Below are 25,935 nucleotides of genomic sequence, written 5' to 3'. Positions count from 1 at the left end.
GCCCGGGCCTCCGTCGCACTGCCATGCCATCCATGCTCACTTCCGCCACTTTCGACAACCACGCCTTGCAGGGCAAGGTGGCCGTGGTCACCGGCGCCGCCGGAGGCCTGGGCCTCGCCATCTGCCAGCATCTTCGCTCGATCGGCGCCAAGGTGGTGTCGGTCGACATCAGCCATCCGGCCGCTCACACCGAGGCCGATGGCCTGCTGAGCGTCCACTGCGACATCGCGGATCCCGCGTCCATCGCCGCCATGGCGCAACTGACGCGCTCGTGTTTCGGGCGTTGCGACGTGCTGGTGAACAACGCGGCCATCAGCGCGTCACCGGTGCGGCTGGAGGAGCTTCCGGTCGACGTCTGGGACCGCATCTTCCAGGTCAACCTGCGCGGTGCCTTCCTGTGCGCGCAGGCCCTGGTGCCGATGATGTTCGACCGGCAGGCCGGCAGCATCGTCAACGTGGCGTCGATCGCCGCGCAGACTCCGACGCGGGTCGGCGCCTACGGACCGACCAAGGCCGCCATGAAGGCTCTGACCCGGCAGATGGCCGTGGAATGGGGGCCGCGCGGCATTCGCGCCAACTCGGTCAGCCCCGGCATGATCCGCACACCTTTGTCAGAGCGGCACTACCGCGACGAGGACACCTTGAAGCAGCGCACCTCCAGGATTCCTGCGCGGCGCCTCGGCCTGCCCGCGGACATCGCGGATGCCGTGTGCTTTCTTGCCAGCGATGCGTCGACCTACATCAACGGGCAGGACATCGTGGTCGACGGCGGCTTCCTGAAGGCATCGCTGTCCAATCTCTATGGAAGCGAAGCGTGAACCCGACCATGCCATCACCCAAACGCCTGCAGAACGTGTTCGTGGTCGCCGAGCGGCCCGCCGAGCTCCATGCCTTCTATGAATCGGCGCTGGGGCTGCAGCTCAAGTTTCGCGACGCAGACCGCTGGATCCAGTACGGGGTAGGCAACACCAGCGTCGCGCTGGCTTGCCGCGAAGAAGCCCTGCCGGCGACTTCCGGCCTCGTCATGGTGTTCGAGGTCGACGACTTCGCCGCCACCGCGGAGCGGGTCGCCGCCGCGGGCGGCGAGGTGCTCGGCACGCGTGACATGGGTTCGCATGGCGCGGTGCTGTCGCTGCGCGACCCCGAAGGCAACATCGTTCAACTCTTCAAGCGCCAGGGGACCACACCATGAGCCATCCGATACCGCAATGCGAGCCCATCGATCCCAAGCTGTTCCGCCAGTTGCTCGGCTGCTTCCCGACCGGGGTCGCGATCATCACGACCCACACGGCAGACGGCAAGCCCGTGGGCCTGACCTGCAACTCGTTCAGTTCCGTCTCGCTCGAGCCGCCCCTGGTGCTGTTCAGCCTGCGCAAGGCGAGCAGCTTGCTGGGCACCTTCGTCGAGGCCGACACCTTCGCCATCAACATCCTGTCGCAGAGCCAGGACCAGCTGTCCGGGCGCTTCGCATCGAGCAGGATCGCCGACAAGTTCGAAGGCGTGGCCTGGCGTGCGGGGCCGCTCGGCACGCCGCTCATCGACGACTGCCTTGCCAGCTTCGAATGCCGTGTCCACGCCCGCCACGAGGCCGGCGACCACGACATCTTCATCGGCGAGGTGAAGCACATGAGCACCGGTTCCGCCGACCATGCACTGGTGTTCTACAAGGGCGCCTACATGATGCTGGCCGAGTCGCTGCGCAAGCTGGTGCTCGAAGGACAGCTCGGGACGGTCGACATCGACGAGGCCTACCGCGCGCTCTACGGCAAGCTGCTGCGGCTGGCCTGCGAGCGGGGCTCCGACGAGGAGGTGGACGCGATCGAGGCGGCGGTCGACGAGATCGAGCGGCACCAGGGCGCCGACGCGCTCCCGCTGCGCATCGAGGCCACGGCGCGCTTCTTCTCGTCGATCGCATCGGCGGGCCACAACGAAGCGCTGCGACTCATGGCCCAGACGATGACCTCCGTGCTGCGCGAGCGCATGACGCACGTGATCCCGATGCGCCCCCGGCCCGACGTTTTCCCGCTTCGACGCAAGGTCGTGCACTGCCTCCGGATGCGGGACGCGGAAGGCGCCGTGGATGCGCTGGACGAACTGATCACGATGCTGCGCAAGGAGGGCGCCGCGCGCGTCGACGAGGCCGCAGTGCCGGCGCCGATCGAAGGCTGACCGAGCGGGGCGAAGGCGCGGTAGGGCCATTTCAGAACCCTGCAGCGGCTACAGGGTCGAGCGGCTACGATCCCGTTCTTTTCGCAGCAGGGGCGAGCCATGAAGATCGGGGACTTGAGTAGCGCAACCGGTGTCGATGTGGGCACCATCCGCTTCTACGAGCGGGCCGGCCTGCTGCCGGCGCCGGCGCGGCAGGCCAACGGCTATCGCGCCTACGGGCAGTCGCACCTCGAAGGCCTGTCGTTCGTGCGCCATTGCCGCGCGCTCGACATCCCCCTGAGCGACATCAAGAGGCTGCTGGATTTCACCACGGCCAACGAGCAGGATTGCGCCGACATCAACCAGCTCGTGGACGAGCAGATCGAGCGCGTGCGGGCCCGCCTCAAGAGCCTCAAGGCGCTCGAGAAGCAGCTCACCGGGCTGCGCGGGCGCTGCTCGCAGCCGCATGCCGCCAAGGAGTGCGGGATCCTCAGCGAGCTGGTCTCGGCGGCGCATGGGGAAGGCTGCATCTGCCACTCGCAGGCGCGAACATAGCGCGCCGGCCCGCGGGCTCCTGTACACTTCGGCTCCATGTCGTGCCATCCCTTCCTCGTTTCCATCGGCGCTGCCCTTGCTGGCCGCTCGAGGCTGGACGCACGAATGATTACCACCATTACCACCGCGGCCCCCTGAGCACGCGCAGGTGGCCGTTCCGGCAGCCACCTGGTGTTCTCGCTTCTCCCCCGAACGAATCCGACCCAGCTCTGGCAGCTGGGTTTTTTGTTTGTTCGTTCGTTCCGGAGATCCTCATGTACCGCGATCCAGTCCAGTCCCTCCAGCCACCGCGCCGACTTCCAGCGGCCAGCCGCCCCCTGCGCGTGGGCATGATCGGCATCGGCACCGTGGGGTCCGGCACCTTCCGCGTGCTGGCGCGCAACCAGGCCGAGATCGCGGCCCGGGCGGGGCGCGGGATCGAACTGGTGATCGTCGCGGCCCGCAACCTGGAACGCGCGGCGCGCATCGTCGAAGGCCGGGTCGAACTGACCAGCGACGCCTTTCGCGTCGCCACCCATCCCGATGTCGACGTGGTGGTGGAAGTGGCGGGCGGTACCGGCGCAGCGCGCGACTGGGTGCTGGCGGCCATTGCGCACGGCAAGCACGTGGTCACGGCCAACAAGGCACTGCTGGCCGTGCATGGCAGCGAGATCTTCGCCGCGGCCCGCCAGCACGGCGTGGCCGTGGCCTACGAAGCGGCGGTGGCCGTGAGCATCCCGATCGTCAAGGCGCTGCGCGAGGGACTGACGGCCAACCGCATCGAATGGGTGGCCGGCATCATCAACGGCACCACCAATTTCATCCTCTCCAAGATGCGCGACGAGGGGCTCGATTTCGCCGGCGCGCTAACGCAGGCTCAGGCGCTGGGCTACGCGGAGGCCGATCCGGCCTTCGACGTCGAGGGCATCGATGCTGCCCACAAGATCGCGCTGCTGGCGGCCAATGCCTTCGGCATGCCGGTGTGTTTCGCGGATGCGCAGGTGGAGGGCATCACGGGCCTGCAGTCGCTCGACGTCGACTGCGCCGAGCAGCTGGGCTTCCGGGTCAAGCTGCTCGGCATCGCCCGGCGCCGGGCGGACGGTGTCGAACTGCGCGTGCAGCCCGCCCTGGTTCCCGCCGCCCACCTGATGGCGCAGGTGAACGGCTCGATGAACGGCATCATGGTCAAGGCCGATGCCGCCGGCCTGACGATGTACTACGGCGCCGGGGCAGGGTCCGAGCAGACCGCATCGGCCGTCATCGCCGACCTGGTGGACGTGGCGCGGCTGGACGGCACCCACGCGGGTCAGCGCGTGCCGCACCTGGGCTTTCACGCGCATGCGATGAACGCGCTGCCGGTGCTGCCGCGAGCCGATGTCCGCAGCGCCCACTACCTGCGGGTGCCGCTGCATGCCGCGCGGGACATCGAAGGCCTGGCCGCCTTGATTGCGGCACAGCAGTTGCCGGTGCGGCAGGTTCAGCTGGCGGCCGATCGTCCGGGCCTGGGGCCGCAAGGCCTGGTGCTGATCGACGCGGTACCGCAGGGCGCGGTGGACCTGGCGCTGCATGCGCTGCGGGCGCATCCGCCGGTGGCCGGAGCGATCGCGACGCTGCGGGTCGAGGAACTGGCGGCCTGATCTGGCGGCTAGGCCGCGAGGCGGCTAGCTTCCCGCGCGCGATTCCATCAGCGCGAGATGCAGCTTGTCGAGCCCGGCGACGAGCGCCCGCAGCTCGGCGCCGGTCAGGGCGGCGGTCCAGCGCTCGACGGCCGTTCAAGCTCCGCGCAGGCCGCGGCGCAAAAGCGGCGCGACTATCTCGCCGAGGCCGTCCTCGCGCATCTGCAGTAAGCGGGGCCGGCCGTCGAAGGCCGTGGGCCGGTATGGCCGCCAGGTGATCTTTCCGGACAGCCTGGCGCAGCGTCTCTCAGAGGCTCCAGCCGCCGTCGATCACATGGATCTGGCCGGTGGTGTAGCTCGCTTGCGCGAGGTAGAGCACCAGGTCGGCGATTTCTTCGGGCGTGCCGATGCGGCCGATCGGCTGGCGGGCGACGAAGCTGGCGCGGGCGGTTTCGTAGTCGCCCTGGGCTTCGAGCCGCTGCCTGAGCGAAGGCGACTCGACCGTGCCGGGACAGATCGCATTGCAGCGCACGCCCTGAGTCACGAAATCGGCGGCGACCGACTTGGTCAGGCCGATCACCGCGGCCTTCGTGAGGCCGTAGGCGAAGCGGTTGGGCACGCCCTTCACGCTGCTGGCCACCGAAGCCATGTTGATGATCGCGCCGTCCCGGCGCGCCAGCATGCCGGGCAGCACCGCGCGCAGCGTGCGCACCATCGACTTGACGTTGAGGTCGTAGGCGAAGTCGAGGTCCTTGTCGGAGGCTTCGAGCAGGTTGCCCGCATGGACCACGCCGGCGCAGTTGAAGAGCACGTCGACCGCGCCGATCTCGGCGACCAGCGCCTGCACCGCGCTGTCCTGCAGCACGTCGAGACGGCGCGTGCGCACGCCCGGCAATGCAGCGAGGTCGGCGAGCCCGGCTTCGTTGACGTCGGTGGCCCAGACGGCCGCGCCTGCGCGTGCGAAGGCTTCGACGCTGGCGCGGCCGATGCCCTGCGCGGCGGCGGTGATGAGAACGGTCTTGCCTTCGAGGCTCATGCTGTCTTTCGGGAAGAGGAAGGTGGAGGAGGCGGTCCGAGTCCGAACTCGCCGCGGATGCGATCGCTGTGCTCGCCGACGCGCGGCGCGCCGCGTTCGCTCTGGGCGCGCTCGCCGTCGATGCGTACCGGGCCGCGTGTGGTGCGCACCGGCGTGCCGTCGCCGCGGCGCACGGTCTGCAGCATGTCGAGCAGGCCGAAGGCCTTGCTCTGCAGCAGTTGGGGCCAGTCGAGCACCTCGGCGCACCAGACGTCTGCCGGGCGCAGGCGTTCGAGCCAGTGGGCGGTGCCATGCCGTGCCAGTTCGGTGGCGATCACGCGCTTGATCTCGTCGCGCCGCCCGAAGCTGTCCTCGGGGCTGTAGTCGGCCAGTGCCGGCAGCGGCAGCGTCTGCGCGAGCCGCTCGAGCGGCATCATCGCCAGCGCGAGGTAGCCGTCGCGCGTCGGGTAGATGCCATAGGGCGCAGCCAGGTAGGCGTTGGCGTTGCGGAAGCCGGCTCGCGCGGGCGGGCGCTGGCCGTCGTTGAGATGGGTGGTCAGCAGCTCGAACTGCAGGTCGACCAGGGCTTCGAGCAGGCTGGTCTGCACCTGCGCGCCCTCGCCGGTGATGCCGCGCCGCACCAGGGCAGCGAGGATGCCTTCGGTCAGCACGTGGCCGGCCAGCATGTCGGCGATCGACAGGCCGAGCGGCACCGGGCCGTCGCCTTCGTGGCCGTTGAGCCAGGTCACGCCCGAGAGCGACTGCGCCAGCAGGTCCTGCCCCGGCATGTCGGCCCACGGGCCGGTTTCGCCATAGCCCGAGACGCCGGCGTAGACCAGCCGCGGATTGATCGCCCGCACCGCCTCGTAGCCCAGTCCGAGGCGCTCGATCACGCCCGGGCGGAAGTTCTGGATCAGCACGTCGGCGCGTGCCACCAACCGCTTCAGCGCCGCCAGGTCCGCGGGATCCTTGAGGTCGATCGCGAGGCTTTCCTTGTTGCGGTTGATGGCATGGAACAGCGTCGAGTCGCCGCCCAGGTCGGTGTCGGTCAGGTAGAGCGTGCGGCAGATGTCGCCGGTGCCCGGGCGCTCGACCTTGATGACGCGGGCGCCGAGGTCGCCGAGCCGGAGCGCCGCCGAGGGACCGGACAGGAACTGGGCCAGGTCGAGGACCAGCAGCCCTTCGAGTGGGGCGCTCATCGGCTCAGGCTTTCCCGGAACAGGGTGTTGAGAATGTCCACGATCGCGCGGGCGGGGAGGTCGCTGCGCAGCGCCGCATTGAGTTTCAGGGAGGCGGCCTGCTGGAAGTTCATGTAGCCGTCGTGGCGCGGCCGTACCCAGGCGCCCTCGAGGGTCTCGCGTGTCGCGCGATAGAAGTCGCCGGCGCTGCGATTGACTGCATCGTCCTCCCAGGCCGCTGAGTGGCCAGGCTGGCCACCGGTCGCGGCGAAGGGACCGCGCTGGGCTTCGGCGTCGGCCACCCAGACGGCGAAGTCGAAGGCCGCCTCCGCATGCGCGCTGCGCGCCGATACGGCGATGCCGGTGCCGCCGAGTGCCGAACCGCGGGGCCCGTTGCCGTCGAACGCCGGGATGTCGGCGAAGCCCAGCCGCACCGGCCGGAAATCCTGCCACGCGTAGTTCACGTAGCCGTAGATCAGCGGCACGCAGTCGATGCGCGAGTCCCTCCGCGCCATGTCCTCGAAGACCGCGATCGGATCCTGCGACAGGCACTTCGGATCGATCAGCCCGATGAGCTGGCGCAGCCGCTCGCAGACCTCGGAGGCGATCTCGACGTCGAACAGTTCCGGCCCCTCGACCCGGCCCGGCGCGCCGAGCTGGGCGCACAGCGTGTAGAGGCACATGAGCGAATGCGGTGGCCGCAGCGGCAGCGCCACGCGGCCGGCGCGGGCCAGCTCGAGCACCTGGGTCCAGTCCGAGGGCGCGGCCTCGAGCCGGTCGGGGCGCCAGGCGAGCACTTGCGTGGCGGCGTCGATCGGCAGCGCCCATTGCCGGCCCTGCCAGTGGTAGCTGGGAAAGGACCGGCCGACGCTGCCGCGCGCGATCGAGCCCAGGCGCGCTTCGTCGAAAGGCAGCAGGCAGCCCTCGCGCGTGACCTGCCCGACATGCGGATGGTCGATCACGATCAGGTCGTACTGGCGCGCCAGCTGGTCGACCGGGAAGGCCTCGAAGTCCTGCAGCGAGCGGCGATCCCAGCGGATGTCGACGCCGGTGCGCTGCTTCCACAAGACCGAGCAGGCTGCCAGGGGTTCGTAGCCGCGCGGGTGGTCCCACGTCATGCCCTTGAGTTCGATGGTTGTCATGCGGATTCGGGTCGGGTCACTGGACGGCGCCGGTGCCGTACAGCAGGTTGGGCAGCCAGAGGGAGATCTGCGGGAAGACCGACAGGATGACGAGCAGCACCATCATCACGGCCAGGTAGGGCACCACCTCGCGCGAGTAGTCGCCCATGCGCACCCTGAGCGTCTGCGACGAGATGTACATCAGGCCGCCCACCGGCGGCGTGATGCCGGCGATCGTCAGGTTGGTGATCAGCACGATGCCGAAGTGCACCTTGTCGATGTGCGCGCCCTCGATCAGCGGCAGCAGCATCGGCGTCAGGATGATCAGCGCCGCCGAGCCCTCGATCGCGGTGCCCAGCACGATCAGCACCAGGTTGATCAGCAGCAGCAGCAGGATCGGGTCGGTGGTGGTTCCGGCGAGCCAGCCCGACATCGCCTGCGGCACCTGTTCCCACGACAGGTAGAAGCCGAAGGCCGAGGCGGCGCAGATCATCATCATCACGCTGGCCGAGTCGCGCACCGATTCGGCCAGCACTTCAGGCAGCTGGCGCAGCTTCATCTCGCGGTAGCCGAAGATCGCGACCAGCAGGACGTAGAGCACCACCACCGCACCCGACTCGGTGGTCGTGAAGATGCCGTAACGCGTGCCCAGGATGATGACGACCGGGATCGACAGCGCCCACAGCCCGTCGATCAGCGCGTGGCCCAGCTCCCGCGCGTTCGCGCGGGTGGCGCGCTGCGGCGTGTACTTGCGCTTGATGGCCAGCACGTGGGTGGTGAACATCAGCGCCACCGCCAGCAGCAGGCCCGGCACGATGCCGGCCGCGAACAGGCGGCCGATCGAGGCCTCCGCCAGGAAGCCGTAGATGATCAGGCCGATCGAAGGCGGGATCAGCGCCGTGATGATGGCCGCCGACGAGGTGATGACGGCGGCGAAGGGCGCGCTGTAGCCGCGCGCCACCATCTGGGTGCCGATGGTCTTTGCGAGCATCGCGGCGTCGGCGTTGGCCGACGCGGTGAGCCCGCCCAGCAGCGTGGCCAGCACGGTGCACATCTGCGCCAGCGCCCCGGTCATGTGGCCGACCAGCACCTCGGCCAGGTTGAGCAGCCGCCGCGTGATGCCCGAAGCGTTCATGATGCAGCCGGCCAGCACGAACAGCGGCAAGGCCAGCAGCGACACCGACTCGGTGCCCTCGGCCATCTGCTGCGAGAAGTTGGCCAGTGGCATCTCGCCGAGGTTGAGCACGAAGAAGCCGAGCGCGGCGATCGCCATGGCCCAGGTGATCGGCGTCTGCAGGGCCAGCAGCACGAGCATCAGGATCGAAGGCAGCCAGAGATGGAAGCTGCTCACGGCGCGATCTCCGACGAGGGCTGCCATTGCCAGCCGCTGGCCCAGGGCTTGAGCAGCAGGTGCTGCACCAGCATCAGCAGCGATGCGAAGGCCATCGGGGCGTAGACCACCGAGCGCGGGATGTCGATGACGACCACCCGGATCGAGTGCGAGATGACCGCCTGCCAGACGAACATCGCGGTCAGCGTCACGAACAGCGCGGCCAGCAGCCACCAGTTGAAGATGAAGATCGCGCGCCGCACCGGCGGCGGGAACATCGCGACCAGGGCATCGACGTCGGCATGCATGCGCCAGCGGATGCAGGCGGCGGCGCCGAAGAAGACCAGCCAGCCGAAGGCGATCACCGCGACCTCGAAGGTCCAGGATGCCGGCTGCGGAAACAGGTAGCGCGTCACCACGCCCCAGGTGATGGACAGCACGATGACGACGGTGCAGGCGACGCCGATGGCTTCGTCCGCGCGGCGCAGGCTCAGGAGCGGTCCGGGCGAGGGCGCCGCCGCGGGCGCCGCCGTGCCGGCCGCGAAGGCAAGCGAATCAGTCATGGAATCGAGTGGCGCGGTGTCCGTTGCAAGTCAGTGGGCCATCGCGGCACGCACCTTGTCGTACATGCCGGGCGTCAGGCCGGGGACCTTGCTGTAGGCGACCCGGGCCTTCTCGGCGAAGGCCTTGGTGTCGACGTCGGTGACGATCTGCACGCCGTTCTTCTTCATCTCTTCCGCGTAGGCGGCGTCGGAAGCCAGCGTGAGCTGGGTCAGCTCGGCGCCGGCCTTCTTGCCCTCCTCGAGCAGCACCGCCTGCAGGTCGGGCGGCAGGCTCTTGAAGAAGTCGGTGCTCGTGACGACCGCCACGTACATGATCTGGTGGCCGGTGGTCGAGAGCACCTTGCGCACTTCGTAGAGCTTGGAGCCGACCAGCGAGCCGTAGTTGGCCTCGGCCGCGTCGACCACATTGGTCTGCAGCGCGTTGTAGACCTCGCCCCAAGGCAGCGCGGTGGGCCGGGCGCCGAGCGCGGTGAAGGTCTCCAGCATGATCGGCGACGGCGGCACGCGCAGCGTCATGCCGGCCATGTCGGCCGGGCTGCGCACCGGCTTGCTGCCGAGCAGGTGCCGGACGCCGAACAGACCGTCGGCGACGATCAGCTTCAGGCCCTGTTGCTCGAGGCGCCCGGACATTTCCTTGAACACCTCGGAGGCGAAGAGCCGCTTGGCGTCGTCGGCGCTGCCGTAGAGGTAGGGGCCGGCGAGGATGCCGACGTCGGGCACGAACTGGCTCAGCTGTCCGTAGTCGGTCACGCTCATCACGCGGGCGCCGCCCTTGATCATCTCGTTGACCTTCTTCTGCGGTCCCAGCTGGTCGCCGGTGAAGATGTTGAGCGTGATGCGGCCGCCCGAGCGCTCCTTGAGGCGATCGGCGAAGGAGTGCATCACCTTCACCACCGGCTCGCCCGGATTCACCTGCGAGGTCGAGAAGCGCAGGTTGTAGGTCTGGGCCGCCGCCGGCGCGAGGGCGCCGAGGGCCAGCGCCAGACCGGCGGCGAGGGAGGACAGGGTCGAGAGGGCCGTGCGGCGTGACGTCATGTGTTGTCTCCGGGTTCTGGCGCTGGTTTGGCGCATTGGTAGTATTCCTATATGAACATGATGTTCATGTATGAAATGATGTCGCCATGGCATCGCGATGTCGATAAGGGTTTTCTCCAACATTTGGGGGAGAAGATTCATACATGAAAGCATTGTTCACTCATGACTGAGAATATCCCGGAGGAGGTCTTGCCCCTGGCCGGCCTGCGCGTGCTGGATTTCAGCCAGTTCCTGGCCGGGCCTTCTTGTGCCCTGCGTCTCGCCGACCTGGGCGCCGACGTCATCAAGGTCGAGCGGCCCGATGGCGGCGATCTTTGCCGTGGCCTCGTGCTGGCGGACCAGGGCTTCGAGGGCGACAGCGCGCTGTTCCACACCATCAACCGCCGCAAGCGCAGCTTCGCGGCCGACCTCAAGCAGCCTGAAGACCTGGCGCGCGCCAAGGCGCTGATCGCGACCGCCGACGTGATGATCCACAACTTCCGTCCCGGCGTCATGGAACGCATCGGGCTCGATGCCGCGAGCGTGCTGGCGCTGAACCCGCGCATCGTCTATGCGGCGGTGACCGGCTACGGCGAAGAGGGTCCCTGGCGCGACCGGCCGGGCCAGGACCTGCTCGTGCAATCGCTCTCCGGCCTGGCCTGGCTCTCAGGCGATGCCGGCATCGACGGCGAGGGCCCTCCGGTGCCGGCCGGCGTGTCGGTGATCGATCTGCTCACCGGCGCCCACCTGGTGCAGGGCATCCTGGCGGCGCTGCTGCGCCGCGGCGTGACCGGTCGCGGCGGGCGGGTCGACGTCAGCCTGCTCGAGTCGGCGATCGACCTGCAGTTCGAGCCCTTCACCGCCTTCCTCAACAGCGACGGCGCCCAGCCGGCGCGCACCCCCGGCAACCATGCCAGCGTGCACGGCGCGGCGCCTTACGGCATCTACCGCACCCGCGACGGCTTCATGGCCGTGGCGATGACGCCGATGGACCGGCTGGCGCAGCTGATCGGCAGCCCCGCCCTGGCGGACAAAGTGGCCGATCGCGGCAGCTGGTTCGCGCAGCGCGACGCGATCAAGCAGCAGCTGCAGCACGACTTTCGGCAGCAGGACAGCGCCCACTGGCTCGCCATCCTGGAGCCGGCCGGCGTCTGGTGCGCCGAAGTGCTGCGCTGGCCCGAACTCGCGGCGCATCCGGCCTTCGAGGCGCTGCGCATGACCCAGACCATCCGCAGCGCGAGCGGCGCCACGCTGCGGACCACGCGTTGTCCGATCCGGATCGACGGCAGGCGCCTGTTCAGCGAGCAGGGCGCTCCGCGCCTGGGCGCCGACACAGACGCCATCGCGCGCGAGCTCGGCCTGCCCGGCGCCCACTCATCTTCAACAGCAGCCACACCATGACCAGCGAACAGTTCTTCGAGGACTACGTGCTCGGCGCCACGCGCGCCACCACCGGCCGCACCATCACCGAGGCCGACATCGTGCTGCACGCCGGACAGACGGGCGACTTCTTTCCGCATCACATGGACGCCGCCTGGTGCGCCACGCAGGATTTCGGCCAGCGCATCGCGCACGGCACGCTGGTCTTCAGCGTTGGCATCGGGCTCACCGCCACCGTGATCAACCCGCGCGCCATGTCCTACGGCTACGACCGGCTGCGCTTCGTCAAGCCGGTGTTCATCGGCGACTCGATCTACTCGAAGGTCGAGATCAGCGACAAGCGCGACCATCCGAAGCGCAGCGGCCACGGCATCGTCGTCGAGACGGTGACCGTCACCAACCAGCGGCAGGAGACGGTGCTGGTGTGCGACCACCTTCACATCGTGGAGCGGCGCGCAACGCAGGGCTAAACTGCCAGCCCATGATGAATCCGGCCAGCGATCCCGCAGAACCAGAGACCGAACGCCGCCCCAAGTACGCGGTGCCCGCGGTCGAGAAGGCGCTCGACGTGCTCGAGCTGCTGTCGGCTCAGGCGGTGCCCATGACGCAGGCGCAGTTGTGCCGGGCGCTCGGCCGCGAGCCCAGCGAGTTGTTCCGCCTGTTGAGCGCCCTCGAGGCGCGCGGCTATCTGCGGCGGGAAGAGAGCGGCGGCTACGTGCTGACGCTCAAGCTCTTCGAGCTGAGCCGCACTCATTCGCCCCACGAGCAGCTGCTGCGCGCAGCGACGGCGCCGATGCGCGAGCTGGTCGACAGCATCCGCGAGTCCTGCCACCTGAGCGTGCTGCATCGCGACCAGTTGCTGGTTCTGGCGCAGGTCGATGCGCCGACCTCGATCCGGCTGTCGGTGGAGGCCGGCTCGCTGCACTCGGCGGTCGACACCCTGTCGGGCCAGGTGCTGCTGGCCAATTCGCCGGACGACGAGCGCGACGAACTGCTGTCGCGGCGCGCCGAGTTCCTGCGCAAGAGTGCCGACGAGCGCGCCGCCTTCATCGCGATGCTCGGCAGGATGCGTCAGGATGGCTGGGGCTATGCCGAGAACGCGCGCTTCGTCGGCGGTCGCGATCTCAGCGTGCCGGTCGGCAATCCGCTGGGACGCACGCGGGCGGTGCTGACCATCGCATCGCTCAAGGGCACGCACACGGTGCATGGCGACTTGTTCGAACTGCTGCCCGGGCTGCGCAAGTGCGCCGAGGACATCGGGCGCATCGCCGGCATCGGCTGAGCAAGGCGGACATTTCCAGCGCCGCAGCTCCGGCATTCGACGACACGAGAGGACACCCCTTGGCCCGATCCGACCCCCGCAACAGCTCGCGCTACTGGCACGCGCCTGGCCTGCCGGGGATGGATCTTCTGCAGGCCGATTTCACGTCCCACGACTACGCCCCCCACGTCCACGATTCCCTCGTCGTCGCGGTGACGGAAGCAGGCGGTTCGGAGTTCAGGAGCCGTGGCCGCACCGACCTCGCCCGTCCGCAAGCCTTGCTCGTCTTCAACCCGTCCGAGCCGCACTCGGGCCGGATGGGCGGCAGCGACCGCTGGCGCTATCGATCGTTCTATCTGGCTGAGCCGGCGATCCTGGGCGTCCTGAAAGCCGTCGGGATGGATCAGCCGGGGTACTTCACATCCAACGCCGTGCCCGACCAGGACCTCGTCGCGCGGTTCCTGGCGCTCCACCATGCGCTGGACAGCGAAGCACCGGACGAACTGCTGCATCGCGAGTTGCTCGTGCGCAGCTTCGGCGACCTGCTCCGAAGACATGGCCAGGCCGCCCGGCGCATGCCCAAGGTCCCAGGGGACACGGCCGCGCTGGCGCCCGCTCTCGAACTGATGCGCGATTGCTACGCGGACAGCCTGACGCTCGAGCAATTGGGCGCGGCTGCGGGCCTGACGCCATTCCAGCTGATCGTGGCGTTCAAGCGAACGCTGGGCTTGACGCCGCACGCCTACCTGACCCAGCTGCGGCTCCGGGGGGCTCTGCGTCATCTGCGCTCGGGCCAGCCTGTCGCCGACGCCGCCCTGGCCTCGGGCTTCTATGACCAGAGCGCCCTGAACAAGCACTTCAAGCGCACTTTTGGCATGACGCCCCTCCAGTACGTCCAGGCGCGGGCATCCTGAAGGTCGATGGCGCGCCGCCATCCCTCAATTTTGACCAATAGCCTTTCGAGTCGTCCTGCCATGCTGGCGCCCAACAGCAAGGCAAGCCATGACCCGACTCTTCTGCCAAGACAATCCCGAGATCCTGACGCTGGATGCGACGGTCGTCGGGACCCGACCCGGCGCGGTTCTTCTCTCCCGCCATCCCCTCTATCCCGGCGGCGGCGGGCAGCTTCCGGACAAGGGCCTCATCCGGTGGCATGACGGCGAAGCCGCGGTCACGGGGTTCTCGGAGCGGGGCGGCGCGGTCTGGCTCGAAGTCGCCGGCGGTGTCGAGATCGCCGGTGAGGTCCAGGTGCTGGCCGATCCCGTGTTCCGCCAACGCATGCGGGAGCTCCACACCGATCTGCACATCCTGAACGCGCTGGTCTTCAGGGACTTCGACGGCGCGCTGGTGACGGGCGTGCAGATGAACGACGACGGCACGGCACGCATCGACTTCGATCTGCCCGATGCCGACAACGATCGGCTGCGGGCCCTGGAGCCGGAACTGAACGACGTGGTCGCCCAGGACCTCGCCGTCGAAACGAGCTACGTGTCGATGACCGCTGCCCACGCCGAGAAGGGCCTGCTGCGGTCCCGCTCGGTGGCGCCGCCGCCGTCCTCGGAAGGCCTGATCCGCATCGTCGAGATCGCCGGCCTCGACCGGCAGGCCTGCGGCGGAACGCATCTGGCTTCGACGGGTGCCTCGCGCCCGATCCGCATTCTCAAGATCGAGAACAAGGGGCGCTCCAACCGCCGGGTCCGCATCGGCCTGCAGGGGCTCTGATGCGCCGCCTGCTTCTGGCCCTGTGGGCCCGCCCCTTCTGGCTGTTGTGGCTGCCGCCCGCCTTCTGGGCCGGCAACCTCGTGCTCGGCCGGGCGCTCGGGGCGGTCTTTCCCCCGGTCTCCCTGGCGGTCGGGCGTTGGGTGGTTGCGCTGGTCGTCCTGGCACCTTTCGTCTGGCGGCAGGCCTGGCGCGAGCGCGAGCTGCTGGCGAAGCACCGGGTGCTGATCGCCGCCTGCGGCGCCTTCGGAATCGCCGGCTACAACGCCCTCGGCTACCTCGCCCTGCAGACCGTTCCCGCCGCCAGCGTCGCATTCCTCAATTCGACCTTGCCGCTGATGGTGCCGCTCGCGGCGGTGGCCCTTGGCGTCGAGCGCATTACCGGGAGGACGCTGTTCGGCATCGGCATCTCGTTCGGGGGCGTCGCCTGGATCGTGGCGCGCGGCGACATGGCCAGCCTCGCCGCCCTGCGCTTCGATGGCGGCGAGCTTCTGGTGCTCCTGGCGGTTGCCAACTATGCGCTGTATTCGGTGCTGCTGCGGCGCAAGCCCGCAGCGATCAGCCCGCTGGTGTTTCTGGCGGCGACCATGGCGACCGGCTTGCTCGTGCTGATGCCCTTCTGGGCCCTCGAGCTCGCGCGCGGCGCACACATTCCGACCGATCCGGCCTCGGTCGGGGCAGTGCTGTACATCGGCGTCTTCGCCTCGCTCATTGCCTTCATCCTCTGGAACCGCTGCGTCGCGACGCTCGGCGCGACGGTGACCGGCGTCTCTTTCCACCTCGTCGCGCTCTTCACCGCACTGCTCGCGTTCCTCGTGCTGGGAGAGCCCGTGCGGGCCTTCCATGTCGCGGGCATCGCGCTGATCCTGCTCGGATTCTTCGTCGCGACGCTCCCGACCGCCGGACGCGTCGGGACGCCATCGAACCCGTCACGACCTTGAGAGGCCTGAGCATGGACACGGTCGAGATCCTGCGGACGCTGGTCGCCTTCGACACGACCTCCTGCCGGTCCAACCTGGACCTGATCCGCTGGGTGGCTGCCTACCTCGACGGGCATGGCATTCAGGCACGCCTGAGCCACAGCGACGATGGCGCGAAGGCGAACCTGCTGGCGACGATCGGCCCCGACGCGGCGGGCGGCATCGTCCTGTCCGGGCATACCGACGTGGTCCCGGTCGCCGATCAAGACTGGGACTCCGACCCCTTCACGCTGGTCGAGCGCGACGGGCGGCTGCAGGGGCGGGGATCGGCCGACATGAAAGGCTTCATTGCGGCATGCCTGGCTGCAGTGCCGCGATGGTGCGGCCTGGACCTGCGTCGCCCCATCCATCTGGCGCTCTCCTACGACGAGGAAGTGGGATGCTTCGGCATCCCGCGCCTGATCGCCGATCTGCGCAGGAACGTCGAACCGCCAGCCCTGGCCATCATCGGCGAACCGACCGAGATGCGCATCGGACTGGCCCACCGGGGCTTCTACGGCCATCGCACCACCTTCCGGGGTCGCCCCGCGCATTCCAGCGAACCCGGCCTGGGCACCAGTGCCATCGAGCCGGCAGCGCTGCTGGTGGCAGAGTTGGCGGAGTTCGGGCGCACCCTGTCCAGGCAGGGCAACCACACGACCTTCAACATCGGTCGCATCGGCGGCGGGACGGCGATCAACATCGTGCCGGGGTGCTGCGAGGTGCTGTGGGAATTCCGCCCCCCGGATGAGGCCAGCGCAGCGGCGGTGAGGGCCGAGGTCGATCGATTGCTGGCCGCCATGCCGGCAGACGTGGCGGTCGAGATGGCAGCTGTCGCCCGCGTGCCATCCCTCGCGACCCGATCTGACAGCGCCGCCGTCGCCATTGCCAGAGCCATGGGCGCAGGTTGGCCGCCGGGCGAGATTGCGTTCGGCTCCGAGGCAGGATTCTTCGAGCAGGCCGGGATTCCCTCGCTGGTCTGCGGGCCCGGCGCCATTGCGCAGGCGCATCAGCCCAACGAGTGGATCGCATGCAGCGAGCTCGCTGCCGCCGATCGCTTTCTGGCGAGGCTCGGCGCCTGGGCGACCGGCAGCGAGGCGCCTGGCTAGCGATGGCAGGCGCTACGGCAGCGCCGTGCAGACGCGCGCATGCAGATGCACGAGCTCCATCTGGCCGTGGGTGTCGGTCTTCTGGAAGATCTGCTTCAGATGGCTGCGCACGGTGTTCTCGGAGAGATTCAACGAGCGGGAGACCGTGGCCAGCGACTGGCCGGCGAAGACCAGCGCGCTGACCTTGGCCTGCGCGGCCGTGAGCTCGTACTGGCGCGCGAACTCGCAGCGCGCGGGGTCGTGGCTGACATTGCCTCCCCGCACGGCCACCACCACCAGGCCCTGGCGTGCGCCGGCCTGCCGCGCAAAGACCTGGCCGGCGGCGCGCACCACCACCACGATCGCGGGCAGTCCCGGCGGTCCGGCCAGGGTGAGCACGGATGGCGCGGCCGAAGCGTCCGCGGGGTCGACCCGCGCCAGCCGCTCGATGGTCTGCTGCAGCAAGCGCCGGTCGGCCGGGCTGGCCGCGACCAGGCGCAGGCCGTCCATGCACAGGCCGTGACCCTGGTCCAGCAGTCGCGACGCCGCCCGGTTGCGGTACACCGGCTCGGCATCGGCCGTGACGAGGAGCGTCGGCCGGGTGTCGTGGTCGGAGACCGACAACAGCGCCTGCGCCAGGTCGTCCGCCTCCTGCCAGCGCCACTGGCTCTGCAGCGAGAGGGTGATGTGGTCGAGCAACAGGCCCAGTTCGGCCTTCTTCTGGGCGTCGAAGGCGTCCTGGTCCTCGGCGCGGTAGATGGACACGCAATGCGCACCGCGGGCGCGCTGGTCCACCACGCCGCACAGCAGGTGCAGCAGGCCGCGCGGCTTCAGGAAGCGGCGGTAGAAATCCGTGCGCCGCAGCGCATCGTGGTCGATCAGTTCCTCGCCGCTCATCACCCGCCCCGGCACGTAGTCGTCGCTGGACAGGAACCAGGGGTTGTGCGCGGAGAACACGGCCATGTCCTGGCTGAAGCTGCCGGTGTCCGAGGCTTCGAACATGGTGGATTCCGAGCCGGTGGTGAAGGCGTGGTGGCCCAGCGTGACCACACGGGCGTCGAGGTGCCGGCGCAGCTGCTCCAGCACCTCCGGCCAGGCGCTGGTGTTCAGGCTGGCGGCATGGATCGCCCGCACCAACGAATGGGCTGAGGGGGCGGGGAAGTCCGGTCTCGGCATGGGGTTCGCTCCGCTGTCGCGAGAGAGGTGGCGGCCGTCTGCTTGGCTTGATCGGTACGCGCTGTCGGTGCCCACCCCGCGGTGGCCACGAACCTGGCGGCGCCCAACCTGCCGGAATTCTCGCCAGCAGCGCGCACTTGTCAATCGGCGCGATAGCGCATCGCCGGGGCCGGCCGATCCGCTATGCTCGGTTCCCCAGGCCTGCCGGCCGTGACGGAGCGACACGGACAATGCTTCGAGTCAAGCGCGAGTATCAGTCTTGGGTGGCCAACGAGTCGCTCGAGGACTATGCATTGCGCTACGCCGCGAGCTCATACCGGCGTTGGGCGCCGGGCGTGATGGCCAACACCGCGATCGGCGGCATCTCGTTCCTGGCCCTGGAGGCCATCGGCGCCAGCATCACCCTGAGCTACGGCTTCCAGACCGCGATGGTCGCCATCGTGGTCGTGTCGCTGATGATCTTCCTGGTCAGCCTGCCCATCGCCTACTGGTGCAGCGTCTCCAACGTGGACATCGACCTGCTGACCCGTGGCGCCGGCTTCGGCTACGTGGGCTCCACGATCACCTCGCTGATCTATGGCTCTTTCACGCTGATCTTCTTCGCCATCGAGACGGCCATCTGGGCGCAGGCCCTGCACCTGGCCCTGGGCCTGCAACTGGCCCTGGGCTACCTGCTGTGCTCGCTGGTCATCATTCCGCTGGTGTTCTTCGGCGTCACCTCGATCAGCAAGCTGCAGGCCTGGAGCCAGCCGTTCTGGGTCGTGATGCTGGTGCTGCCCTTCGTCTTCATCCTGTCCAAGGACCCGGCGCTGCTGCATGCATGGACCGCCTACGACGGGCTCGACGGCCGCGCCGCCGGCTTCAACCTGCTGATGTTCGGCGCGGCTTCGGGCGTGCTGTTCTCGCTGGTGGCCCAGATCGGCGAGCAGGCCGACTATCTGCGCTTCCTGCCGGAACGCACGCCGCAGAACAGGCGCGCCTGGTGGACCGCGATGCTGCTGGCCGGGCCGGGCTGGATCGTCATCGGCGCGTTGAAGGTCAGCGCCGGCAGCCTGCTGGCGGTGCTGGCGCTGCGCATGGGCAGCAGCGCGGCGCAGGCCGTGGAGCCGGTCCACATGTTCGTGCACGCCTACCGCCAGGTGGTGGACGACCCGGCACTGGCGCTCGGGCTGGCAGCGGTCTTTGTCACCGTCTCGCAGGTGAAGATCAATGTCACCAACGCCTACAGCGGCTCGCTGGCCTGGTCGAACTGCTTCGTGCGCCTGGCCCACTATCACCCGGGGCGCGTGGTCTGGCTGGTGTTCAACGTGGTGATCGCCCTGTTGCTGTCGCTGCTCGGCATCTTCGAAACGCTGCAGACGGTGTTGTCGGTGTACTCCACCGTGGCGATCGCCTGGATCGGTGCGCTGGTGGCCGACCTGGTGGTGCTCAAGCGCACCGGGATCAGCCCGCCCTACATCGAGTTCAAGCGCGCCCATCTCTACAACTTCAACCCCGTCGGGTGCGGCGCCACGGCCATCGCCGCGGCCGTGGCGGTGCTGGCGTACGTGGGCAGCTTCGGCGAGGCGGGCCAGGCCTTCTTCGGCTTCATCGCCTTCGGCGTCGCCTTCCTGGCGGCCATCGCCATCGGCTATGCCACGGGCGGACGCTATTACATCGCGCGGCCCGACGTGCACTACCGGACCCTGCGCAAGACCACGCTGGTGGAGTGCAGCATCTGCGAGCGCCAGTACGAGGCGCCCGACATGGCGCACTGCCCGTTCTATGGGGGCCCGATCTGCTCCCTGTGCTGCGGCCTGGAACTGCACTGCCACGACCATTGCAAGAAGCCGGCAGCAGCGCAGGCGGCCGCGCCCGGCAGCCTGGATCCGTCGCGCTTCGCGCCGCGCGCGTGGCGCCGCTTCGGACGCTTCATGGGACTGCTGGGGGTCGCCGCGGTGCTGCTGGGCGCGGCGTTCCTGCTGACCTACCGTTTCATGGACCTGCACGACCTGTCCAATGACGCGGATTTCCTGCATGTGATGGTGCGCCTGTATGCCGCCACGCTGGTCGTTGCTTCGCTGGGAACCTGGTGGATCGTGTTGTCGCAAGAGCGGCAGGAGCAATCGGAACGCGAGCTGCTCGAGTCGATCCAGCACCTGGAGCAGACCCGGCGGCACCTGGTCGAGAGCGAGAAGCTCGCCTCCCTGGGTGGCCTGGTGGCGGGCGTGGCCCACGAGATCAATACGCCGGCGGGCATTCTCGTGAGCTCGGCGTCCTATCTGCAGGACCGTACCGAGGCGGTGCAGCAGCTGGCCACGGACGGCGTGCTGGACAGCGAACGCCAGCAGCGCTACCTGCGCGACGCCGATGCCTCGGCGCGGCTCATGCTCTCCAACGCCCAGCGCATCGCGCAGCTGATGCAGAACTTCAAGCAACTGGCCGTGGACCGCATCGTCGAGGCGCCGCAAGCCTTCAATCTGCTGGAGCTGGTGCAAAGCACCGTGCACACCTTGCGGCCCAAGGTCGAGGAAGCCGGTGTCGCGGTGCACATCGATGTGCCCGCCGACATCGACCTGCAGAGCTACCCGCTGGCCTTGGCACAGGTCCTCACCAACCTCGCCGTGAATTCGCTGCAGCATGGCCTGGAGCCGGGGCGGCCCGGGGCAGCCATCAGCCTGCGCGCCGTCCTGGAGCAAGGGGGAGAAGAAGTGCGCATCGACTACAGCGACAACGGCCGCGGCGTCGAGGCGGCGCTGGAGGGGCGCGTGTTCGACCCCTTCTTCACCACCCGCCGCATGCTGGGCGGCAGCGGCCTGGGGCTGTACATCGTCCACCAGATCGTGAGCCGGCAGCTGGGCGGCTCCGTCACGCTGCAAGGCCGCCCGGGCGAAGGCGCGCGCTTCACCCTTCAGTTTCCGACGGTGGCACGGCGGGGGCCCGACGTCGGCCTCATCCTGGCGGCCCCGCCGCGGAGCGCAGGCTGATGGCCCCCGGTCTCGCGATGCCGTCCGAGCCGGCGCACTGGAAGGTCCTGCTGGTGGACGACGAGCCGGCGGTGCATGACGTGTCTGCGCTGATCCTGGCGGATCTGCACTTCGAGGGGCGCGGCATCCTGCTCCTCGGCGCCCACTCGGCAGCGCAGGCGCGCGATGTGCTGGCGCGCGAGACCGGCATCGCCCTGGTGCTGCTGGACGTGGTCATGGAAACCGACGACGCCGGCATCGCCCTGGTGCAACACATCCGCGAGACGCTGCGTGACCACGACATGCAGATCGTGCTGCGCACGGGCCAGCCCGGCATGGCGCCCGAGAACGAGATCGTGCGGCACTACGAAGTGAACGGCTACGCGCTCAAGACCGAAGTCACCGCGCAGCGCCTGCAGACCATCGTGATCGCCGCGTTGCGCGGCTATCGCCATGCCCGGGCCTTGCGCACGGTGCGGCCCCCGGCACGGCTCGCACCGATGTCGCAGGCCACCGCGCTGGCGCGGCAGACGCTGCGCCAGGAACTGCATGCGGACCGCGACGGGACGGCCGTCCTGCTGCAGGCCCAGCCCGAGGTGGAGTTGGCGTCCAACCTGGTCCGTGGCGTGGAACTGGTGGCCAGCTGGAAGAGCGCCATGGGCCCGTTGCCGGCAGCACGCGTGGGCGAACTCCTGCCGTCGGGGCCGCTGCGCCGGCGTGTCGTGCAATGGCTGCTGGCCCAAGGCTGCTTCTGGGCCCGCGCGTGGCAAGCCGGCACGGGATGTGCCTTGCGCGTGTCGCTGCCGCTGGTGGGCGACAGCCTGGCCGACCGCGCCGTGCCCGGCCTGGTGCTGGCTGCGCTGCGGCAGGCGGCACTGCCTTACGGCGCGCTCGACCTGCTCGTGAGCGAGGCGACGCTGTTCAGTGGACAGCCCGAGGTGCGCGACGCGCTGACGACCTTGCGCGCCGCGGGCGTGACGGTGACGCTGGTCGATTTCGGCGGCCAGACCATCTCGCTGCAGCGGCTCAACCAGATGGTGCCCGATCGCCTGAAGCTGCACCGCGTCTTCGTGCGCGCAGTGCGCAGCGACCCTGAGCGCATGGCGATGGCGCGCTCCCTGATCGCACTGGCCCAGACGCTGCACATCGTGGCCATTGCCGACGGCATCGCCTCGGACGACGACGCGCAGTTCTTCAAGTGGGAGGGTTGCGACCTGGGCCAGGGCGATCCGCTGGCGCCGGCCTGTGCGATGGCCGACCTGGCGGACTGGCTGCAGCACGGCCGCAGCATCTCGCATTGAAGCGCGGCAGCGCGCTCAGTGGCAGCCGGCGCCGCTGCAGCCGAAGCCGCACATCTTGCGCCACGATCCGCCCTGAGCCGCACCCTGCGGCCTGGACAACCAGCCGTCGGAGGCGCCGCTCAGGAAAGGCGCCGACAGCGTGCGCTCGCACAAGGCGTCGCATTCCGGGCAGGCTTGCGGCAGTTGCGAGTCGCGCATGGGGCGGAACGCGCGGAACCCGCCGCAGCGGCTGCACTGGTAGTCGTAGAGCGGCATGGTGTCTCGCTGAATGCAATCGTGTCGCCGGCGGCTACTGCGGCATGCCGCTGAGCAGCATGTAGCCCGGTATCCAGCCGGTGTAGATGCCCACGAAGACCGTGACCCCTCCGACGAACTTCACGATCGGCTTCCTGAGCGTGAGCAGCACGAAGTACAGGAACCACAACACACCCCAGCCGACCCAACACCAGGCGAACCACAGGCCCCAGGTCGTGGTGGCGGCGTGGAAGCTGTCGATGGTCACCGGGATGGCCGTGATGGCCACGAACAGGCTGAACCAGCCCAGACCGCGCCCGTCCGCGCCGTTGCTGCGGTTCCAGGCCACCCAGAAGTAGGTGAAGGTGAACAGCAGCGTGAGCGCAGCGGCCCTGATGGACCCGGCGTCAGCGCCTGGACCGAAGGCCAGGTACAGGCATGCCAGTCCGGTGAGGGTGCCCACCATGATGTCGATCAGCGCGATCTCGTTGTCGGCGATGCGCCCCAGCAACCACAGTCCGTTGAGCACCAGAACGGCGCCCACGAAGAAAAGTATCAAGCCCAGCATTGTTTTTCCTCTCGAGTCTGCATGTCACCGCGCGCGCCGCCGGCGAGCGATCGCCGCACGAAGTGAGGCGGGCCAAACGGGGAGGGTGTTTCAGTTCGGGGAGCGCGGCACCTGCAGCCCCTGCTTGACCTGGTGGGGCGCGCCCTTCGCCGACGGCCGGATGTCGAAGTCGAAGATCGCGCGCGGGATGTAGATCGTGGAGCAGGCGTTGGGGATGTCGACCACCCCCGACAGGCGTCCCTCGACCGGCGCGCTGCCCAGGATCATGTAGGCCTGGATGTCGGTGTAGCCGAACTTCATCAGATAGTCGATGGCGTGGTTGCAGGCGTTCTGGTAGGCCAGCCAGGAGTCCAGGTAGTGCTGCTTGCCCTTGCTGTCCACCGACACCCCGGAGAACGCGATCCACTCGGAATACAGCGGGTCGCGGTTGCCGGGCATGAAGATGGCGTTTTCCTTCATGCCGTACTTCTCCATGCCGCCCTTGATGAGGTCGACATGCAGGTCCATGAAGCCGCCCATCTCGATGGCGCCGCAGAAGGTGATCTCGCCATCGCCCTGCGAGAAATGCAGGTCGCCGAACGACAGGTTGGCACCCGGCACGAAGACGGGATAGAACACCCGGCTGCCCGCCGTCAGGTTCTTGATGTCCTGGTTGCCGCCGTTCTCGCGCGGCGGCGCGGTGCGCGCGGCCTCGCCCGCCACCCGCTCGAAGTCCTTGCCCTTAAGCGAACCCAGGATGGCGCTGTCCGGCAACGGCGGCAGGGCCAGCGGCGGCACCCGGTAGGGGTCCGTGGCGATGAGCGCCTTCTCGCGCTGCGTCCACCGGGCCAGCAGTTCGGCCGAAGGCGCGGTGCCCATCAGGCCCGGATGGTGGATGCCGGTGTACGACACCTCGGGGATGTGGCGCGAGGTGGCGACATCGCCGCGGAAGTCCCAGATCACCTTGTAGGCATCCGGAAAGCGCTCGGTCAGGAAGCTGCCGCCGTTCTTGGAGGCGAACACCCCGGTGTAGCCCCAGCCCATCCCGGACAGCGGGCCGGAGTCTTCCTGGTCGCAGGCGTCGACCTCGAGGATGTCCACGATCAGCAGGTCGCCGGGCTCCGCGCCCTCCACGTGGAAGGGGCCGGTCAGCACGTGCACGCCCGGCAGCGGCGCATTGCGCAGATCGTCGGCAGAGTCGTCGTTCTTGATGGCGCCGTCGAACCATTCACGGCAATCGGCGCGGAAGACCTCGCCCGGCTTGATCCGCACGGCCGGCGGAATGTCCGGATGCCATCGGTTGTGCCCGACCAGTTTCTGGTCCGTGAACTTCTTGCTGTTGTCCAATGGAAATAGGTTCTTTGGCATGTTGTCTCCTGTCGTCGTGTGGGTGTTCTCGGGTCTGATGGCTGCGTTGCGTCGTGTCGCCGATGCTGGGTTCCTTTCGTGTGCCCTCGCGTCAGGGCCGGGGCAGGCCGCGCAGTTGAGGGGTCAGCGGGATCACGGGGGTGGACCGGCGCAGGCCCGTGGTGGGCAGCGAACTGACCACCTCGGGTTCGTAGCGGCTCTTGTCCGCGCGGTCGATGGCCGCCATCCACGCACCGTGCCCGCGGGTCACGATGCGGGGCGCGCTGAGCACGCGTCGCGCCGGGGCGCCGCAATGCGGGCACGCCGCCTGTTCGCTGGCCGAGCCCATCGGCTGGCGCAGTTCGAAGCGGTCGTGTTCATGGCACTGGTATTCGTAGATGGGCAAGGCGTGTCTCCTGCGGGTGGTGGGGTGCGCAAGGCCGATGGTCCGGATGCACGACCCGCGGCGAAACCCCGGTTGCAGTGAAACAGCATCACCTCGACGGGTGAGGTGCGACTCACCCGTTTGGGTGAATCGCCGCGCCGCAGCGCGGATCAGCCTCTGATGAACGCGAGCAGGTCGGCGTTGATCACGTCCGGGTGCGTCGCGCACATGCCGTGCGGCAGCCCGGGATAGACCTTGAGCTTGGCGCCTTTCACCAGTTCGGCCGACATCAGCCCGGAAGCGCCTATCGGCACGATCTGGTCGTCGTCGCCGTGCATCACCAGGGTGGGGATGTCGATCTTCTTCAGGTCTTCGGTGAAGTCGGTTTCCGAGAAGGCCTTGATGCAGTCGTAGTGGGCCTTGATCCCGCCCATCATCCCCTGCAGCCACCAGTGCTGGCGGATGCCTTCGGAGATCTTCGCGCCGGCACGGTTGTAGCCGTAGAAGGGCAGCGTGATGTCGCGGTAGAACTCCGCGCGGTTGCTGGCGACGCCGGCGCGGATGCCATCGAACACCTCGATCGGCAGGCCACCGGGATTGGCTGCCGTCCTGAGCATCAGCGGAGGCACCGCACCGATCAGCACGGCCTTGGCGACACGCTTCGTGCCGTGGCGCCCCAGATAGCGTGTCACTTCGCCTCCTCCGGTCGAGTGGCCGACATGGATCGCGTCTTTCAGGTCCAGCGCTGCCGTGAGCGCGGCGAGGTCGTCCGCGTAGGTGTCCATCTCGTTGCCGGTCCAGGTCTGCGAGGAGCGCCCGTGTCCGCGCCGGTCGTGGGCGATCACGCGGTAGCCCTGCGCCAGGAAGAACAGCATCTGGTTGTCCCAGTCATCGGCCGACAACGGCCATCCGTGCGAGAAGACGATGGGTTGGCCGCGGCCCCAGTCCTTGTAGTAGATCTCGGTGCCGTCCTTGGTCGTGATCGTGCTCATGATTTTCCTTTCGAATGGTTTCGTCGCCGCGCGAAAGCCTCTTGGACGCCGGCGCGGTCTCGGCGGCCCAGGCGGGGAAAAA

The 25,935-nt window shown here is 68.6% G+C and carries 27 protein-coding genes; 15 read left to right on the top strand and 12 right to left on the bottom strand.

The genetic code is table 11. From position 1 onward, the window contains the following. The first annotated feature begins 32 nt into the window (after positions 1–32). The 6 genes from QTI45_RS25400 to QTI45_RS25375 all read left to right on the top strand — a co-directional run bounded on the left by QTI45_RS25400 (position 33) and on the right by QTI45_RS25375 (position 4,529). Entirely contained in the window at positions 33–818 is a 786-nt protein-coding gene (locus QTI45_RS25400; protein WP_286656265.1) for an SDR family NAD(P)-dependent oxidoreductase, read from the top strand. A gap of 8 nt (positions 819–826) precedes the next feature. Continuing rightward, on the top strand, positions 827–1,192 hold the full coding sequence (locus QTI45_RS25395; protein WP_286369482.1) for a VOC family protein: 366 nt from the start codon (positions 827–829) through the stop codon (positions 1,190–1,192). Continuing rightward, the gene (locus QTI45_RS25390) at positions 1,189–2,169 is read left to right on the top strand and encodes a flavin reductase (RefSeq protein ID WP_286656264.1); all 981 of its coding nucleotides are present in this window, start codon (positions 1,189–1,191) and stop codon (positions 2,167–2,169) included. The genes QTI45_RS25395 and QTI45_RS25390 overlap by 4 nt, the downstream gene beginning before the upstream one ends. A 99-nt stretch (positions 2,170–2,268) precedes the next feature. Further along, on the top strand, positions 2,269–2,703 hold the full coding sequence (locus tag QTI45_RS25385; RefSeq protein ID WP_286369480.1) for a Cd(II)/Pb(II)-responsive transcriptional regulator: 435 nt from the start codon (positions 2,269–2,271) through the stop codon (positions 2,701–2,703). Positions 2,704–2,957: 254 nt separating this feature from the next. Then, the gene (locus QTI45_RS25380) at positions 2,958–4,319 is read left to right on the top strand and encodes a homoserine dehydrogenase (protein ID WP_286656263.1); all 1,362 of its coding nucleotides are present in this window, start codon (positions 2,958–2,960) and stop codon (positions 4,317–4,319) included. 57 nt (positions 4,320–4,376) lie between these two features. Next, complete coding sequence (locus QTI45_RS25375) at positions 4,377–4,529, top strand: hypothetical protein (protein ID WP_286656262.1); 153 nt, start codon at positions 4,377–4,379, stop codon at positions 4,527–4,529. A gap of 76 nt (positions 4,530–4,605) precedes the next feature. Here QTI45_RS25375 and QTI45_RS25370 read toward each other — a convergent pair whose 3' ends face one another. From QTI45_RS25370 to QTI45_RS25345, 6 genes are read right to left on the bottom strand one after another with little or no spacing between them, the layout of a single operon-like run. After that, on the bottom strand, positions 4,606–5,334 hold the full coding sequence (locus tag QTI45_RS25370) for an SDR family oxidoreductase (RefSeq protein ID WP_286656261.1): 729 nt from the start codon (positions 5,332–5,334) through the stop codon (positions 4,606–4,608). Then, positions 5,331–6,512 (bottom strand): CaiB/BaiF CoA transferase family protein, encoded by a 1,182-nt coding sequence (locus QTI45_RS25365; RefSeq protein WP_286656260.1) that lies wholly within the window; start codon positions 6,510–6,512, stop codon positions 5,331–5,333. Before QTI45_RS25365 ends, QTI45_RS25370 begins: the two co-directional genes overlap by 4 nt. Further along, positions 6,509–7,633, bottom strand: coding sequence for an extracellular solute-binding protein (locus tag QTI45_RS25360; RefSeq protein ID WP_286656259.1), 1,125 nt, complete (start codon positions 7,631–7,633; stop codon positions 6,509–6,511). The genes QTI45_RS25365 and QTI45_RS25360 overlap by 4 nt, the downstream gene beginning before the upstream one ends. Positions 7,634–7,649: 16 nt before the next feature. After that, positions 7,650–8,963, bottom strand: coding sequence for a TRAP transporter large permease (locus QTI45_RS25355; RefSeq protein ID WP_286369474.1), 1,314 nt, complete (start codon positions 8,961–8,963; stop codon positions 7,650–7,652). Then, positions 8,960–9,505: a TRAP transporter small permease gene (locus QTI45_RS25350; RefSeq protein ID WP_286656258.1), complete on the bottom strand. Its 546-nt coding sequence runs from the start codon at positions 9,503–9,505 to the stop codon at positions 8,960–8,962. Before QTI45_RS25350 ends, QTI45_RS25355 begins: the two co-directional genes overlap by 4 nt. A gap of 30 nt (positions 9,506–9,535) precedes the next feature. Further along, a complete protein-coding gene (locus QTI45_RS25345; protein ID WP_286369472.1) occupies positions 9,536–10,540 on the bottom strand; it encodes a C4-dicarboxylate TRAP transporter substrate-binding protein in 1,005 nt (334 codons plus the stop codon). A gap of 162 nt (positions 10,541–10,702) precedes the next feature. Here QTI45_RS25345 and QTI45_RS25340 point away from each other — a divergent pair, with 162 nt between their 5' ends. The 7 genes from QTI45_RS25340 to argE all read left to right on the top strand — a co-directional run bounded on the left by QTI45_RS25340 (position 10,703) and on the right by argE (position 16,947). Next, positions 10,703–11,920: a CaiB/BaiF CoA transferase family protein gene (locus tag QTI45_RS25340; RefSeq protein WP_286656257.1), complete on the top strand. Its 1,218-nt coding sequence runs from the start codon at positions 10,703–10,705 to the stop codon at positions 11,918–11,920. Continuing rightward, entirely contained in the window at positions 11,917–12,369 is a 453-nt protein-coding gene (locus QTI45_RS25335) for a MaoC family dehydratase (protein WP_286369470.1), read from the top strand. The genes QTI45_RS25340 and QTI45_RS25335 overlap by 4 nt, the downstream gene beginning before the upstream one ends. A gap of 14 nt (positions 12,370–12,383) precedes the next feature. Next, a complete protein-coding gene (locus tag QTI45_RS25330; protein ID WP_286656256.1) occupies positions 12,384–13,181 on the top strand; it encodes an IclR family transcriptional regulator in 798 nt (265 codons plus the stop codon). A 59-nt stretch (positions 13,182–13,240) separates the two neighbouring features. Further along, positions 13,241–14,074: an AraC family transcriptional regulator gene (locus tag QTI45_RS25325; protein ID WP_286656255.1), complete on the top strand. Its 834-nt coding sequence runs from the start codon at positions 13,241–13,243 to the stop codon at positions 14,072–14,074. An 88-nt stretch (positions 14,075–14,162) separates the two neighbouring features. Next, on the top strand, positions 14,163–14,882 hold the full coding sequence (locus QTI45_RS25320) for an alanyl-tRNA editing protein (RefSeq protein ID WP_286656254.1): 720 nt from the start codon (positions 14,163–14,165) through the stop codon (positions 14,880–14,882). After that, complete coding sequence (locus QTI45_RS25315) at positions 14,879–15,820, top strand: DMT family transporter (RefSeq protein ID WP_286656438.1); 942 nt, start codon at positions 14,879–14,881, stop codon at positions 15,818–15,820. Before QTI45_RS25320 ends, QTI45_RS25315 begins: the two co-directional genes overlap by 4 nt. An 11-nt stretch (positions 15,821–15,831) precedes the next feature. After that, a complete protein-coding gene (argE, locus tag QTI45_RS25310) occupies positions 15,832–16,947 on the top strand; it encodes an acetylornithine deacetylase (RefSeq protein ID WP_286656253.1) in 1,116 nt (371 codons plus the stop codon). A gap of 12 nt (positions 16,948–16,959) precedes the next feature. Here argE and QTI45_RS25305 read toward each other — a convergent pair whose 3' ends face one another. Then, on the bottom strand, positions 16,960–18,102 hold the full coding sequence (locus QTI45_RS25305) for a helix-turn-helix transcriptional regulator (protein ID WP_286656252.1): 1,143 nt from the start codon (positions 18,100–18,102) through the stop codon (positions 16,960–16,962). A 230-nt stretch (positions 18,103–18,332) separates the two neighbouring features. Here QTI45_RS25305 and QTI45_RS25300 point away from each other — a divergent pair, with 230 nt between their 5' ends. Both QTI45_RS25300 and QTI45_RS25295 read left to right on the top strand, forming a co-directional pair. Next, complete coding sequence (locus QTI45_RS25300; protein WP_286656251.1) at positions 18,333–21,068, top strand: ATP-binding protein; 2,736 nt, start codon at positions 18,333–18,335, stop codon at positions 21,066–21,068. Further along, positions 21,068–22,348, top strand: coding sequence for an EAL domain-containing protein (locus tag QTI45_RS25295; protein WP_286656250.1), 1,281 nt, complete (start codon positions 21,068–21,070; stop codon positions 22,346–22,348). The genes QTI45_RS25300 and QTI45_RS25295 overlap by 1 nt, the downstream gene beginning before the upstream one ends. 15 nt (positions 22,349–22,363) lie before the next feature. Here QTI45_RS25295 and QTI45_RS25290 read toward each other — a convergent pair whose 3' ends face one another. The 5 genes from QTI45_RS25290 to QTI45_RS25270 all read right to left on the bottom strand — a co-directional run bounded on the left by QTI45_RS25290 (position 22,364) and on the right by QTI45_RS25270 (position 25,853). Beyond that, entirely contained in the window at positions 22,364–22,603 is a 240-nt protein-coding gene (locus tag QTI45_RS25290; RefSeq protein WP_286656249.1) for an FmdB family zinc ribbon protein, read from the bottom strand. A 34-nt stretch (positions 22,604–22,637) separates the two neighbouring features. After that, entirely contained in the window at positions 22,638–23,150 is a 513-nt protein-coding gene (locus QTI45_RS25285) for an AmiS/UreI family transporter (RefSeq protein ID WP_286656248.1), read from the bottom strand. Between the two features lie 90 nt (positions 23,151–23,240). Further along, positions 23,241–24,497 carry a formamidase gene (fmdA, locus tag QTI45_RS25280; RefSeq protein ID WP_286369460.1) on the bottom strand — a complete coding sequence of 419 codons (1,257 nt, stop codon included), beginning with the start codon at positions 24,495–24,497 and terminating at the stop codon, positions 23,241–23,243. 91 nt (positions 24,498–24,588) lie between these two features. Next, positions 24,589–24,882: an FmdB family zinc ribbon protein gene (locus QTI45_RS25275; protein ID WP_286656247.1), complete on the bottom strand. Its 294-nt coding sequence runs from the start codon at positions 24,880–24,882 to the stop codon at positions 24,589–24,591. Positions 24,883–25,031: 149 nt separating this feature from the next. Beyond that, positions 25,032–25,853, bottom strand: a complete 822-nt coding sequence (locus QTI45_RS25270) for an alpha/beta fold hydrolase (RefSeq protein WP_286369458.1) — start codon at positions 25,851–25,853, stop codon at positions 25,032–25,034. Positions 25,854–25,935: the final 82 nt, after the last annotated feature.

The organism is Variovorax saccharolyticus, from assembly GCF_030316765.1.
Taxonomy (GTDB): Bacteria; Pseudomonadota; Gammaproteobacteria; order Burkholderiales; family Burkholderiaceae_C; genus Variovorax; species Variovorax saccharolyticus.
Note: the sequence above shows the minus strand (reverse complement) of the source record. Positions and strands in the feature narration are given on the sequence as shown.

Excerpts from the sequence above, each read along its gene's own strand:
- QTI45_RS25400 (WP_286656265.1), top strand. The coding sequence starts at position 33 with ATGCTCACTTCCGCCACTTTCGACAACCACGCCTTGCAGGGCAAGGTG.
- QTI45_RS25395 (WP_286369482.1), top strand. The coding sequence starts at position 827 with ATGCCATCACCCAAACGCCTGCAGAACGTGTTCGTGGTCGCCGAGCGG.
- QTI45_RS25390 (WP_286656264.1), top strand. The coding sequence starts at position 1,189 with ATGAGCCATCCGATACCGCAATGCGAGCCCATCGATCCCAAGCTGTTC.
- QTI45_RS25385 (WP_286369480.1), top strand. The coding sequence starts at position 2,269 with ATGAAGATCGGGGACTTGAGTAGCGCAACCGGTGTCGATGTGGGCACC.
- QTI45_RS25380 (WP_286656263.1), top strand. The coding sequence starts at position 2,958 with ATGTACCGCGATCCAGTCCAGTCCCTCCAGCCACCGCGCCGACTTCCA.
- QTI45_RS25375 (WP_286656262.1), top strand. The coding sequence starts at position 4,377 with ATGCAGCTTGTCGAGCCCGGCGACGAGCGCCCGCAGCTCGGCGCCGGT.
- QTI45_RS25370 (WP_286656261.1), bottom strand. The coding sequence starts at position 5,334 with ATGAGCCTCGAAGGCAAGACCGTTCTCATCACCGCCGCCGCGCAGGGC.
- QTI45_RS25365 (WP_286656260.1), bottom strand. The coding sequence starts at position 6,512 with ATGAGCGCCCCACTCGAAGGGCTGCTGGTCCTCGACCTGGCCCAGTTC.
- QTI45_RS25360 (WP_286656259.1), bottom strand. The coding sequence starts at position 7,633 with ATGACAACCATCGAACTCAAGGGCATGACGTGGGACCACCCGCGCGGC.
- QTI45_RS25350 (WP_286656258.1), bottom strand. The coding sequence starts at position 9,505 with ATGACTGATTCGCTTGCCTTCGCGGCCGGCACGGCGGCGCCCGCGGCG.
- QTI45_RS25345 (WP_286369472.1), bottom strand. The coding sequence starts at position 10,540 with ATGACGTCACGCCGCACGGCCCTCTCGACCCTGTCCTCCCTCGCCGCC.
- QTI45_RS25340 (WP_286656257.1), top strand. The coding sequence starts at position 10,703 with ATGACTGAGAATATCCCGGAGGAGGTCTTGCCCCTGGCCGGCCTGCGC.
- QTI45_RS25335 (WP_286369470.1), top strand. The coding sequence starts at position 11,917 with ATGACCAGCGAACAGTTCTTCGAGGACTACGTGCTCGGCGCCACGCGC.
- QTI45_RS25330 (WP_286656256.1), top strand. The coding sequence starts at position 12,384 with ATGAATCCGGCCAGCGATCCCGCAGAACCAGAGACCGAACGCCGCCCC.
- QTI45_RS25320 (WP_286656254.1), top strand. The coding sequence starts at position 14,163 with ATGACCCGACTCTTCTGCCAAGACAATCCCGAGATCCTGACGCTGGAT.
- argE (WP_286656253.1), top strand. The coding sequence starts at position 15,832 with ATGGACACGGTCGAGATCCTGCGGACGCTGGTCGCCTTCGACACGACC.
- QTI45_RS25305 (WP_286656252.1), bottom strand. The coding sequence starts at position 18,102 with ATGCCGAGACCGGACTTCCCCGCCCCCTCAGCCCATTCGTTGGTGCGG.
- QTI45_RS25300 (WP_286656251.1), top strand. The coding sequence starts at position 18,333 with ATGCTTCGAGTCAAGCGCGAGTATCAGTCTTGGGTGGCCAACGAGTCG.
- QTI45_RS25295 (WP_286656250.1), top strand. The coding sequence starts at position 21,068 with ATGGCCCCCGGTCTCGCGATGCCGTCCGAGCCGGCGCACTGGAAGGTC.
- QTI45_RS25290 (WP_286656249.1), bottom strand. The coding sequence starts at position 22,603 with ATGCCGCTCTACGACTACCAGTGCAGCCGCTGCGGCGGGTTCCGCGCG.
- QTI45_RS25285 (WP_286656248.1), bottom strand. The coding sequence starts at position 23,150 with ATGCTGGGCTTGATACTTTTCTTCGTGGGCGCCGTTCTGGTGCTCAAC.
- fmdA (WP_286369460.1), bottom strand. The coding sequence starts at position 24,497 with ATGCCAAAGAACCTATTTCCATTGGACAACAGCAAGAAGTTCACGGAC.
- QTI45_RS25270 (WP_286369458.1), bottom strand. The coding sequence starts at position 25,853 with ATGAGCACGATCACGACCAAGGACGGCACCGAGATCTACTACAAGGAC.